We start from the raw sequence: 13,141 nt of genomic DNA, 5'->3' as shown, positions 1-13,141 counted from the left end.
CTTAATAAAATATACTTATTTATAAACTACTATTTAATATAATTATATTATATTTTTTATAAAAAGCAAGTTTTTTTGAATTTTTTTTTACAATTATGTACATATTTTTATGTAATTTTGAATTTATTTTACATTTTCTATTGACTTTTTTCTAAAAAAGATGTATGATTATATCACTAAAAGAACCTACATATCAATGTAGATAATTTCGTTCTAAAAAAGAACATTAAATAAAAGGGGTGACATTATGTTAAATTGGAAAAATGGAACAAAGTATCTAGGTGTTATGTTACTTGGAGCACTTGCCACTACTAGTTTTTCTGCTACAACAAATGTAAAAGATAAGGGGACAGCTACAAACGTTGCTTTTAACAAAAGCTTCGTACCTACTGAGTATAAAACTCAAGGTAAACCAAATGTAATTATTATTTCTATGGATGACTTAGGTTATGGACAATTAAACTTTGATGAAAAGGCTTTTGATAAAAAAGTTCTTGCTGAAAAAGTTATTCCTGACAGATATAAAGTAGATGTAGACAAAGCTATAGAAGCTGCTAAAAAATCTACTCCTAACTTAAGAAAGTTACAAGATCAAGGTATTATGCTTACTCAAGACTTCGTATGTCATGGAGTTAGTGGACCATCAAGAGCTGCATTTATGACTTCTGAATATCCTTCAAGATTTGGAATTTATAGTAATGATGACGCACAAGATGGTGTATCTGTAGACCATAAATTCTTAGCTGAATTATTCCAAAATCATGGATATAGTACATCAGCTATAGGAAAATGGCACTTAGGAAGAATTACTAATGTACCAGTTCCTAAAGAAAAACAAACAAGAGATTATCATGATAACTTTACTACATTCTGTGATGAGCCATTCCAACCTCAAAACAGAGGATTTGATTACTTCATGGGATTCCATGCTGCAGGAACCGCATATTATAATTCTCCAAGCTTATTCAAAAACAGAGAAGTTACACCTGCTAAAGGATACATCACTGACCAATTAACTGATGAAGCAATAGGAAGAATTAAAAAAGCTGGAGATGAACCATTCTTTGTATACTTAGCTTATAACGCACCTCATATTCCTTTAGAGCAACATGCTCCTAAAAAATATAGAATATTTGATACAGGAAATGAAGAAGTAGATAAATACTATGAATCTATTTACGCAGTTGACCAAAACGTAGGAAGAATCATAAAAGAACTTAAAAAATCAGGAAAATTTGAAAATACTATCATAATGTTCTTCTCTGATAATGGTTCAGTTATTGATGCTCCATTACCAATGAATGGAATATTCCACGGAAATAAAGGAGAAACATTCAATGGTGGAGTTCATATCCCTGGATTCATTACTTGGCCAGAAGGATTAAAACCAGGAAAATATGAAAAAATGGTATCTACTATAGACTATATGCCAACAGCATTATCTGCTGCAGGAATTGAAATACCAGCTGAATGGAAAGCTAAAATTGATGGTGTTGACTTAATGCCTTACTTAAAAGGAGAGGAACAAGGAAATCCTCATAAAGAATTATATTGGGCACAACCTAGAGCATTCCACTGGGATCCAATTAACATTCCATTCTGGAGAGATTATGATAAATATGTAACTGGAGAATCAGATTATTATCCAGTTAACCCATACATGGAAAGTTTATCAGAATTCTCTTGGACAGTAAGAGATAATAACTGGACATTACACTATTATGTTGGAGATAATTCTTATGCTCTTTACGATTCTGTAAATGACCCACAAGAAATTAACAATGTAATTAAAAAACATCCACAAGTTGTAAAAGAATTAAAAGCTAAAATGAGAACATACTTAACTACTAAAGCTGTAAAACCTAACACAGCTAATAATGTTCCTAAATACAAACAATTAGTTAAAGCAACAGAACCTACTAAATAGTTTTTTAATGGAGGAAATAAAAAATGTTAAATTTCATGATTAAACCCACTAGTTTTTATTGTAATACAGCATGTAAATATTGTTTCTATTTAGAAAAGCAAGATTTCATGACTTCAAAAGATAATAAAAGAACTAGAGTAATGGATATTGAACTTGCTAAAAAATTTATAGAAAAAAGAATAATAGAATCTCCAACAGAAGATGTATATTTCACATGGCAAGGTGGTGAACCTCTTTTAGCAGGACTTGATTTCTATAAAAAAATAGTTAGTCATCAAATAAATCTTGCAAGAATCTTTAACAAGAAAATTCATAACTCTATACAAACTAATGGTATGTTAATCAATGAACAATGGGCAAAATTCTTTAAAAAGAACGAATTTTTAATTGGAGTATCTATAGATGGAGATCAAGAGTTTCATAATATTTATAGAAGAACAGCTGATAATAGAGGGACATTTAGAGAAGTTTCTAGGGGTATTAGATTCTTAGAAGAATATAAAGTCGAATATAATACTCTTACTGTAGTTAATAATTTTAATGTTAAATATCCTTTAGAAGTTTATAATTATTTAAAAGCTATTGGAGTTAGATTTATGCAGTTTATACCTGTTATAGAAACAGAAGATGTGGATGAAAATTATAAACCTGCATGGATAGATGATAAAAACTTTATTGCTAAACCAACTTCATTCTCTGTAAAACCAGAAGACTATGCTAAATTTATGAATACAATATTTGACGAATGGATAAAAAAAGATATTTTGAATATATCTATTCGTATGTTCGATTCTTTACTTTCAAGACTTGGAGGATTTGAGCAAACACTATGTGTTTTCAAAGAAGCTTGTGGGGGAAATAACTTAGCTCTTGAAAATGATGGTATCATTTATCAATGTGACCATTTTGTTTATCCAGAAGATAAATTTAAAATAGGTAGTTTCAAAGATTTTTCTTTAAATGAAATTGAAGCAAAAACTAAAAAACTATCTGATTTAAAAAAAGAGATAAGTTCAAAATGTAAAGAATGTAAATGGTTGGAATTATGTCATGGTGGTTGTCCTAAACATAGATTTGTAAATATCAATGATAATAAAGAAAGAATAAGTTATTTCTGTGAAGCTTATCAAAGTATATTTGAGCATGTAACTCCAGGATTAAATTTAATGATACAATTTAAAGAAAAAGAAATACCTTGGATATTATTTCCTCAAGCTATAACTAAATTAAATGACACTAATAAAACCACTACTGAAAAATAGATAAAGAGGGATGATAATTATTGTCATCCCTCTCCCAAAATTAAATAAGGAGATTTTTATATGGGATTATTTGATTTTTTTAAACCTAAAAAAGATAGTAAAAAAGTTGTAGAAATATATTCTCCACTAGTAGGAAAGGTTATTCCTTTAGAAGAAGTTCCAGATGAAGCATTTTCTCAAAAAATGATAGGAGATGGTTGTGCTATTGACCCATTACCAGGTGCCATCTATTGTCCTGTTGATGGTGAAATAGATATATTTGGAACTTATCATGCTGTTAGTATTGAAACTACTAATGGATTAGAATTAATTGTACACTTTGGTGTTGATACTGTAAAATTAGATAAAAAAGGTCTAGTAAAAGTTTGTGATTCAACTACAGTAAAAAAAAGAACTAAACTAGTGAAATATGATTTAGAGTTTATAAAAAATAATGTTCCATCAGTAAAAACTCCTATTTTAATTACAAATATGGATATTGTAGAATCTATTGAGATTGTTGCTAAAGGAATAGTACGACCAGGAGATTTATTAATGAAAGTTACTCTTAAATAGGGTTTCTTCATAAAAATCAATAAAGATGAAAATTATATAAACAGTAAATTTATTTAACAATTATAAAAATATAAAATAGGATCCAGATGTTGTCAGACATATGATTACATAAAAAAGGTAAGGATTAGTCCTTCCCTTTTTTTATTTATTTTAATTTTTCTATTTCCCCAAGTTTATTATAATATATTTTCTCATCACTAGTAATTCCATCTTTATAAACAAATTCTTCCCTTGTTCCATCTGGATAATAAAGTACTGCTTTTCCATCTCTTTTTCCATCTTTATTTAAATACTTCAATACCCTACCATCTAAAAAATATGTTACTCCATTCCCTTGAAGAAGATTGTCTACATATGTATATTCTGATTTAAAATATTTTCCTTTCTCTATAACTTTTCCATTTTTCATACCATTTACTATGTTGATTTCCATTATACTACAATCTTTTTTCCCATCCATATCTGGATACAATACTGTTTCTATAACTTTAAAAATAATTCCATCTCTATAAATAAATTCTTGTCTTGGAGTTCCTAACAATTTACGTGGATAACCCTCAAACATTCCAACATTTTTATCATTCTCTATAAAATAAAATATAGTTTTTAATTTTTCTTGTTCTTCATTGTATAAAATTTTTACTGATTCTTGTACATTTTTATCTTCTATTTCTATTTTATCTTTTAATATATTTCCTATCAGTTCTTCTGGAGAAATTATGCTGTTATATTTTTCTATTTTTTTTACTTCCTTTACTTTAGGAACTGGAGAATAATAAGAATTTGAGATTATATTATTATTTTCATCATAATTATTTTGTAAACTTAAAATTCCATCTATTGTATATTCTCTCTTTAATTTTAAATTTCCATTTTCATAATACTCTGTATATTCATCTTTATACATAATATTTTGAAGTTGAATCTTCATGTTTCCATTTTCATAATATTCTATATAACTAGAAAAATTATTATTTTCTAATTCAATTTCTTTTAAAACATTACCATTTTCATAATAAGAAATATATTTCCCATTTAATTTTCCCATATTATAATTACATTTACTATAAATATTTCCATCTTCATAATAAGAAACATATTCTCCATCTTTCTTTCCATCTTTATAGTATGTTTTTACAGAAATATTCCCATTTTCATAAACTGATATATATTCCCCGTTAATTTTACCCTTTTTTATATTTACTTTTATTTTTATCCCATTAGTATTATCTACAAGCTTTCCTGTATAAAGTTTATCTGTATTCTTGATATAAACAGAATCATTTTTATACTCTATTTTATCTTTTGTAATTTCCTTTGTTTCACAACTTAATAATATTAAACTCAATAAAATTATCTGAATTTTTTTCATCTTTAATCTCCATCTTTAATTATTTTTTATAAAATAATAATAAAAATAGAAGTCCTTATTTGAACTCCTATTTCTTCAATTAATGTTCACTTACTTAAAAAGTATACTACAATTATATAAAAAAATCAATAAATAGTTTTTTATACATTTATCTTTTCTTTTTAATTTATTATTTTACTCTATTCTAAATTATTTATTTTATTCTTTAATTTAGAAAATCAAAAAATATAAACACAAAACTTGTAAAGTATTGTATATAAAAATTATCTTAAAAAAAAGATATTAAAACAATTATATATAGTATAATCCTTGATATATCTCTTTAAAATCCAATTTTTTCATTATCAATGACTTTGCTTTTATTAAGAAAAATTTTAAGTATGAAAAACTAATATTAGATACTCCTTATGATATTGAATTAGCTAATATAACTTTTAAAGATATTTATGAAAAATGGAGTAAAATAAAATATTCAAAAGTTAGTCATTCTGCTATTCTTGGTTATCAATCAGCCTATGACAATGTTGAAAAACTTCATCCTATGAAAATGAAAGACATTAAAACTAGACATTTGCAAGAAGCTATGGATAACTGTTCAAAAGGACAATCAACCAAAAGAAAAATAAAATACCTATTCGGACAAATGTTTGCTTATGCTATGCAGAATGATATTATTACTAAAGATTATAGTTCATTTGTAGATATTGGAAAAAATACTACAGAAAATAAAAGAGAACCATTTAGTAATAAAGAAATAGAAATACTATGGAAATATTTGCTTGATATTGAGTTTATAGATACTATTCTTATTATGATATATAGTGGCTTTAGAATAGGAGAATTATTAGAACTTGAAACTAAGAATATAGACCTTATCAATATGACTATGACTGGAGGATTAAAAACAGAAGCAGGTAAAAACAGATTAATTCCCATACATCCTAAGATATTTCCTTTAATTAAAAATAGATACAATAAAAATAATAAATATCTAATTCTTAACTTTAAAGGTCAAAAAATGAAGTATGATAATTACTATAGAGAAAAGTTTCTTCCTATCATGGAACAATTAAACATGAAACATAGACCACACGATTGTCGTCATACTTTTGCTACACTTCTTAGTAATGCCAATGCTAATGCTACTGCTATTAAGAAAATGATAGGACATGAAAGCTATATTACTACTGAAAAATATATACTCGTAAGGATATAGAAGAACTTAGAAAAAATGTTGAACTAATAAAATAATAAATAATGTGATATAATATAATAAATAGTTAGGAGGTTCATTATGAAAAGATTTATATTAGATGATTTGATAAAATGGGAAAAATTCAAAATATAGAAAGCCTCTTATTTTAAAAGGGGGTAGACAAGTAGGAAAAACTTGGATTTTAAAAGAATTTGGAAACTTATATTATAATAATGTAGCTTACTTTAACTTTGATGAAAATATTGAATATCGTCAATTTTTTGAAACTACTAAAGATATAAATAGAATACTACAAAATCTTATGCTTATAAGTAATCAAAAAATAGAACCTAATAATACTTTAATAATATTTGATGAAGTACAAGATTGTCCAGAAGTTATAAACTCTCTTAAATACTTTTATGAAAATGCTCCAGAGTATCATATAGCTTGTGCTGGTTCTCTTCTAGGAATAACATTAGCTAAACCTTCTTCTTTTCCAGTTGGAAAAGTTGATTTCTTAAATATTTATCCTATGACATTTAGTGAATTTTTATTAGCAAATGGAGATGAAAATCTTAAACTTTTTTTAGATAGTATTGATGATATTGAAAAAATACCTGACGCTTTCTATAATCCTTTATATGAAAAATTAAAAATGTATTATATAACTGGTGGTATGCCTGAGCCAGTATATATGTGAACTAAAGAAAGAGATACTGATTTAATGATAAAAAGTTTGAATAATATTATAGAAGCTTATGAGAGAGATTTTGCAAAACATCCTAATGTAAAAGAATTTCCTAAAATTTCTATGATTTGGAAATCAATTCCATCTCAACTTAGTAGAGAAAATAAAAAGTTTATATATAAAGTTGTCAAAGAAGGAGCAAGGGCTAGAGAATATGAAGACACTCTTCAATGGTTAGTAAATGCTAACTTAGTTTCTAAAGTATATAGAAGTTCAGCTCCTAGAATACCTTTATCAGCTTATGATGATTTATCTGCTTTTAAAATATATTTAGTAGATGTTGGTTTATTAAATAGACTTTCTTTACTTTCTCCAACTGCTTTTGGAGAGGGAAATAGACTTTTTACAGAATTTAAAGGAGCTTTAACAGAAAACTATATACTTCAAAGTTTGATACCTCAATTTGAAGTTTCTCCTAGATACTGGTCTGATAATGTCTATGAAGTAGATTTTATTATTCAAAATGAAAATGATATTCTCCCTATTGAAGTCAAAGCAGAAAAAAATACTAAAGGTAAAAGTCTTTTAAAATTCAAAGAAAAATATTCAGATGATGTAAAATTAAGAGTTAGATTTTCTTTTGATAATTTAACTCTTGATGATGATTTATTAAACATACCTTTATTTATGGCAGACTACAGTAAAAAACTTATTGATATAGCTTTAAAAAAATTAAATAAATAATCATAAATGTGAAGATTTATATTTTTATAGTATATAAAATCTTCACATTTTTATTTTATAATCTAATTTTCAATAATTTTTATTTTTTCATTTTTATTCAAGACTTTATAAAGAGTTATCTCAAAAATTTTTGGGTTCTACTCGGGTGCTACTTGGGTGCTACCTCAATGATTTTTTATAAATTTTTAGAAAGTCAAAAAAAGAAAAAACCCCACAAACACAAGGCTTGTGAGGTGTTGTATATAAAAATAAACTGTAAAAAATTATCTTTTTGAGAATTGAGGACTTCTTCTTGCTTTTCTTCTTCCGAATTTTTTTCTTTCAACCATTCTTGAGTCTCTAGTTAAGAATCCAGCTTCTTTTAAAGCTCCTCTTAAAGTTTCATCAGCTAATAATAAAGCTCTTGCAACTCCATGTCTGATTGCTCCAGCTTGTCCAGAGTTTCCTCCTCCATAAACATTAACTATAACTTGATATTTATCTAAAGTTTCAGTTAAAACTAATGGTTGCTCAACTATTTTAGAAAGGATTTCTCTTCCTCCAAAATATTCTTTCATTTCTTTACCGTTTATAACAATTCCTTTTTCTCCAGGAATTAATCTTACTCTTGCTACAGAAGTTTTTCTTCTTCCAGTTCCTCTAAATTGATTCATTTCTGCCACTGTTAATACCCCCTTACATTTCTACCTTTGTAGGTTTTTGTGCAACATGATCGTGCTCAGCACCAACAAATAATCTTAATCTTGTTAATTGTTCTCTTCCTAATTTATTTTTTGGAAGCATTCTTTTTACAGCTAGCATTAAAGCATCTTCTGGTTTTTTAGTTATAACTTCAGCAAAAGTTCTTTTGCTAATTCCTCCTGGGAATCCAGAGTGTCTATAATATAGTTTATCTGTCATTTTCTTTCCAGTAACTACTACTTTATCTATGTTAGTAACTACTACATAATCTCCTCCATCAACATGAGGTGTGAAAGAAACTTTTTCTTTTCCCATTAATTTTTTAGCGATTTCTACTGCTAATCTTCCTAAAACTACTCCTTCAGCGTCGTAGTGATACCAATCTCTAACAACATCTTCTTTTCTTTGCATTACAGTGTATTTTTTCACTTTTTTCCTCCTAAAAAATTCAGTTATATAATATATATAACGCAACGGTCCTTTGTGGGAAAGGTTAAATTACCTTATGATTATACATGAATTAACAAAAAAAGTCAAGAAAATTTATTGATTTTTAAACTTTTTTGTTAAATTATATTTAAAATTTATTTTTATATAAAAATAGAGAGGAATAAACCTCTCTATTTAATATTTAATTTATAAATATATTTTATTACTTTTTGGAATATATTTTTTCTCTTCTTGTTTTTGCCCTTTATAAAAAGCTTTATAAGCTCTATAAGTTTCAAATACATCTAATTTAGAAGAAATCTCAAATGGTGAATGCATAGCAAGTAAAGCTGGACCAATATCTATTGTATTAATTCCTTTTTTTGATAGATATTTAGCAACTGTTCCTCCTCCACCTTCATCAACTTTTCCTAACATTCCTGTTTGCCATAATATATTGTTATCATTTAACATTTTTCTAATTTCTCCAACATATTCAGCATCAGCATCATTAGTACTATATTTTCCACCAGAACCTGTATATTTTACTATAACAACTCCATATCCAAGTTGTGGGGCATTTTGAGAGTCATGAACACTTTTAAATATTGGATCTATTCCAGCATTAACATCTGAAGAAAGTGCTTTAGAATTCCAAAAAACTTCTTTTAAATATAAATCTGAATAATTTCCTTTTATTTTATAAATCATGTCACTTGTAAAATAATCTATAAATTCACTTTGAAGACCTGTTGCTCCATCAGAACCTGTTTCCTCTTTATCAGCTAAGAAACATACTATTGTTCTTTCTGGTACTTCATGAATATCAAGAATAGCTCTTAAAGATGTATAAGCACAAATCCTATCGTCTTGACCATAAGCTCCAATCATAGACCTATCTAATCCTACATCTTTAGCTTTTTGACTTGGAACTAACTCCAATTCAGCTGAAATAAAATCTTCTTCTATCATTCCATATATTTTATTAAGTTTTTCTAAAATATTATATTTTACTAAATCTTTTATTTCTTTATCCTCTATAGTTGTTGGAATTGAACCTACAATTATTTGTAATTCTTCTCCTTTTATAACTTCTCTAGCAGTTCTATCTCCTTGAACTTTTCTGTCTAGATGAGGTAATATATCTGGAACTGTAAATACAGGGTCTCCTTCATGTTCTCCTATAGAAACTTTTACTTTTTCTCCATTAGAAAGAACTACTACTCCATGAAGAGCTAATGGAATTGAAGCCCATTGATATTTTTTTATTCCACCATAATAATGTGTTTTCATATAAGCTAGTTCAAATTCTTCATATAATGGATTTTGTTTTAAATCAAGTCTAGGAGAATCTATATGAGAAACTATATAATTTATTCCTTTTAAAATATCTTCTTTACCAATTACAGCAAGAACTATATTTTTATGTCTATTAAGGTAGTAAATTTTATCTCCAGGAACAAGATAAGTCTTTAATCTAGCATCTACGAACCCACATTCTTTTGCAAAACTAGTAGCTAACTCAACAAACTCTCTTTCTGTTTTTCCAAGGTCTAAAACTTTTTTGTATTCTTCTCCCATGGCAAATATCTCTTCCATTTTTTCAGAAGAAATATTTTTCCAACCATTAGTTTTTTTGTATAACATTTTCTACCACCTACTTTTTAGCTTTTATATTTATTTAGCTAATCTTTTATTTAAAGCTTCAGCTTCTTTTTCATATCCTTTTTTACCTAATAATGCAAACATATTTTTCTTATAAGCTTCTACACCTGGTTGGTCAAATGGATTTACTTCTAATAAATATCCACTGATTCCACAAGCTTTTTCAAAGAAATAGAATAAATATCCTAAACTGAAAGCATCTACTTTAGGCATACATACTCTTATATTAGGTACTCCACCATCAACATGAGCTAGTTGAGTTCCTAACATAGCTTTTTCATTAACAAAATTCATTCCTTTTCCTGCTATATAGTTAAGTCCATCTAAATCATCTTTATCAAATGGAATTACTACATCTGTTTCTTTTTCTTCTATATCAATAAGAGTTTCAAATAATGTTCTTTGACCATCTTGGATATATTGTCCCATAGAGTGTAAATCAGTACTTAAATCTACTGATGCTGGGAATAATCCTTTTCCATCTTTTCCTTCTGATTCTCCGTATAATTGTTTCCACCATTCAGCAACATAGTGTAATTTAGGTTCATAATTTATTAAAAGTTCTATTGATTTTCCTTTTCTTAATAATAAATTTCTAGTTGCTGCATATTTATAACAATCATTTTCTTTATAGGGAGCTGTATAATCATTTTGAGCTTCTCTTGCCCCAGCCATTAAATCATCTATATTAATTCCAGCTGCTGCTATTGGTAGTAATCCAACTGGAGTTAAAACAGAAAATCTTCCTCCAACATTGTCTGGAATTGTAAATGTTTCATATCCCTCTTCTGTAGCTAATTTTTTTAGAGCTCCTTTTGCTGAATCTGTTGTAGCAAATATTCTTTCTCTAGCTCCTTCTATTCCATATTTTTTCTCTAACATTTCTTTAAAAATTCTAAAAGCAATAGCTGGCTCTGTTGTTGTTCCTGATTTAGAAATTACATTTACTGAAAAATCTCTATCTCCTATAGTTTCTATTAAATGAGCTAAATAAGTTCCAGAAATACTGTTTCCAGCAAAATATATTTCTGGATGTCCCTTAGTTACTTTATTATAGAAAGTATGAGATAAAAAATCTATCGTTGCTCTTGCTCCTAAATAAGAACCTCCAATTCCTATAACAACTAAAACTTCTGAATTATTTTTTATTTTTTCAGCAGCTTTTTTTATTCTTTCAAACTCATCCTTATCATAGTCTGTAGGAAGAGTTATCCAACCTAAAAAGTCATTTCCTTTTCCTGTCCCTCCCATAAGAACTTTTTCAGCTTCATTAACTTCTGTTTCCATTCCTAAAATTTCTTCTTCAGACACAAAACTTGAAACTTTTGATAAATCCAATTTTAGTTTAGTCATTATACATCACTCCTATTTTAAATTTATAATTTTATCTTTTCTTTTCTAAACTTTTTAATCTATCTTCAAGATTTTTTATTTTTATATTATTGATTTCAACCATTTTCTTTAAAGTATCTATATCTTCACTTGTTTGAGATAATTTTTCCTCAAATTCTTTGTAATCAAATCCTATTTTATTAAGTTCAGCAGAAAAATTTGTTACTATTCCTCTTAAAACTTCTATTTCTTTTTTATCTATTTTTTCCATATCTAGCTTATTAAATAATTTTGATAATTCATAAGCAAATTGGTATCTTGTTAAAGGTGCATTTCCATTAAAATTTACATCTTTTTCATCTATAATTTGATTATTTACTAAATTATTGATAGATTTATATGCCCAATGTTCTTTAGGAACATCTTTAAATGCAACTTCTCCATATATTATTGTTGAAAAAATAAAAAGGCTTCCTAATAATTTTAATTTCATATTTCCTCCTTCTCTTAGTATAACACAAGATTATTCTATTATCAATAATAGTTCTAATAAAAATTATTTTAAAATAAACATCTCTTTAAATGCTTTTATTCTATTTCTACTTAAAGGAATTTTATTAGGAACATCTTCAAGTTTTATTAAATATCCTCCACTAAACCAAGCTTCAAGTTCTCTTATTTTATCTATATTTACTAAGTAAGCTCTATGACTTTTAAAAAATTTTTTATTTGACAATACCTCTTCTAATTTTGAAATTTTTTGTTTAGTGGTATAAATTTTATTTTTAGTATGAACTAAACACTCCTTTTCATCAGCTTCTATATAATAAATATCTTCTAAAGATAAAATAATTATTTTTCCCTCTTCTGAAACAGCTAATTTATTTATTAATTCATTTTTTAAAACTTTATTTTTCTCTTTTTGATTATCTTTTAATAATTCTTCTAAAGTTTTCTTTATTCTTTCTTCTGAATAAGGTTTTAAAATATAATCAAAAGCTTTTATGTCAAAAGCTTCTACGCCATATTCTCTATAGGCAGTAATAAATATTATTTTCATACTAGGATTTAATTTATGAATAATTTTTCCTAAATTTATTCCATCTATTCCAGGCATATTAATATCTAAAAATGCTATATCAACTTTAGTATTTTCTAAAAATTTAAGAGCATCTATAGGATTATCAAATTCACTCTCTAAAGAAAATTCTTTATAAAGATTTATAAAATATTTTAATTCTTCTCTTGCTGGATATTCATCTTCTACAATTATATAATTTAACATATT

At 26.6% G+C, this 13,141-nt stretch carries 11 protein-coding genes and 2 pseudogenes; 6 read left to right on the top strand and 7 right to left on the bottom strand.

Annotation, left to right across the window (positions count from 1 at the left end; genetic code table 11):
* Window positions 1–247: 247 nt before the first annotated feature.
* The 3 genes from HF862_RS09280 to HF862_RS09270 are packed head-to-tail and all read left to right on the top strand — an operon-like array spanning window position 248 to window position 3,744.
* Window positions 248–1,927, top strand: coding sequence for a sulfatase-like hydrolase/transferase (locus HF862_RS09280; protein WP_170187587.1), 1,680 nt, complete (start codon window positions 248–250; stop codon window positions 1,925–1,927).
* Window positions 1,928–1,950: 23 nt separating this feature from the next.
* A complete protein-coding gene (locus tag HF862_RS09275) occupies window positions 1,951–3,189 on the top strand; it encodes an anaerobic sulfatase maturase (RefSeq protein WP_170187586.1) in 1,239 nt (412 codons plus the stop codon).
* A gap of 60 nt (window positions 3,190–3,249) precedes the next feature.
* Complete coding sequence (locus HF862_RS09270; protein WP_170187585.1) at window positions 3,250–3,744, top strand: glucose PTS transporter subunit IIA; 495 nt, start codon at window positions 3,250–3,252, stop codon at window positions 3,742–3,744.
* Window positions 3,745–3,889: 145 nt separating this feature from the next.
* Here the strand turns inward: HF862_RS09270 and HF862_RS09265 are convergent, their stop codons facing one another.
* The gene (locus HF862_RS09265; RefSeq protein ID WP_170187584.1) at window positions 3,890–5,116 is read right to left on the bottom strand and encodes a hypothetical protein; all 1,227 of its coding nucleotides are present in this window, start codon (window positions 5,114–5,116) and stop codon (window positions 3,890–3,892) included.
* 316 nt (window positions 5,117–5,432) lie between these two features.
* Between HF862_RS09265 and HF862_RS10200 the strand changes: the two are divergent.
* From HF862_RS10200 to HF862_RS09255, 3 genes and pseudogenes are all read left to right on the top strand, one after another.
* Window positions 5,433–5,639 (top strand): annotated as a pseudogene (locus HF862_RS10200) (hypothetical protein); the annotation flags it as partial.
* 24 nt (window positions 5,640–5,663) lie between these two features.
* On the top strand, window positions 5,664–6,332 hold the full coding sequence (locus HF862_RS09260) for a site-specific integrase (protein ID WP_240934813.1): 669 nt from the start codon (window positions 5,664–5,666) through the stop codon (window positions 6,330–6,332).
* Window positions 6,333–6,410: 78 nt separating this feature from the next.
* Window positions 6,411–7,746: pseudogene (locus HF862_RS09255) on the top strand (ATP-binding protein).
* A 263-nt stretch (window positions 7,747–8,009) separates the two neighbouring features.
* Here HF862_RS09255 and rpsI read toward each other — a convergent pair.
* The 6 genes from rpsI to HF862_RS09225 all read right to left on the bottom strand — a co-directional run bounded on the left by rpsI (window position 8,010) and on the right by HF862_RS09225 (window position 13,138).
* Window positions 8,010–8,399 carry a 30S ribosomal protein S9 gene (gene rpsI, locus HF862_RS09250; protein ID WP_206039078.1) on the bottom strand — a complete coding sequence of 130 codons (390 nt, stop codon included), beginning with the start codon at window positions 8,397–8,399 and terminating at the stop codon, window positions 8,010–8,012.
* Between the two features lie 22 nt (window positions 8,400–8,421).
* The gene (gene rplM, locus HF862_RS09245) at window positions 8,422–8,856 is read right to left on the bottom strand and encodes a 50S ribosomal protein L13 (RefSeq protein WP_170187583.1); all 435 of its coding nucleotides are present in this window, start codon (window positions 8,854–8,856) and stop codon (window positions 8,422–8,424) included.
* Window positions 8,857–9,063: 207 nt separating this feature from the next.
* Window positions 9,064–10,503, bottom strand: a complete 1,440-nt coding sequence (locus HF862_RS09240; protein WP_170187582.1) for an aminopeptidase — start codon at window positions 10,501–10,503, stop codon at window positions 9,064–9,066.
* 30 nt (window positions 10,504–10,533) lie between these two features.
* Window positions 10,534–11,874 (bottom strand): glucose-6-phosphate isomerase, encoded by a 1,341-nt coding sequence (locus HF862_RS09235; RefSeq protein WP_170187581.1) that lies wholly within the window; start codon window positions 11,872–11,874, stop codon window positions 10,534–10,536.
* A gap of 31 nt (window positions 11,875–11,905) precedes the next feature.
* The gene (locus HF862_RS09230) at window positions 11,906–12,346 is read right to left on the bottom strand and encodes an S-layer homology domain-containing protein (protein ID WP_170187580.1); all 441 of its coding nucleotides are present in this window, start codon (window positions 12,344–12,346) and stop codon (window positions 11,906–11,908) included.
* 63 nt (window positions 12,347–12,409) lie between these two features.
* Window positions 12,410–13,138: a LytTR family DNA-binding domain-containing protein gene (locus HF862_RS09225; protein WP_170187579.1), complete on the bottom strand. Its 729-nt coding sequence runs from the start codon at window positions 13,136–13,138 to the stop codon at window positions 12,410–12,412.
* Between the last annotated feature and the right edge of the window lie 3 nt (window positions 13,139–13,141).

The organism is Fusobacterium sp. FSA-380-WT-3A (assembly GCF_012843705.1).
GTDB lineage: Bacteria > Fusobacteriota > Fusobacteriia > Fusobacteriales > Fusobacteriaceae > Fusobacterium_B.
The sequence above is the reverse complement of the archived record's forward strand: the minus strand, read 5'-3'. Positions and strand labels throughout refer to the sequence as shown.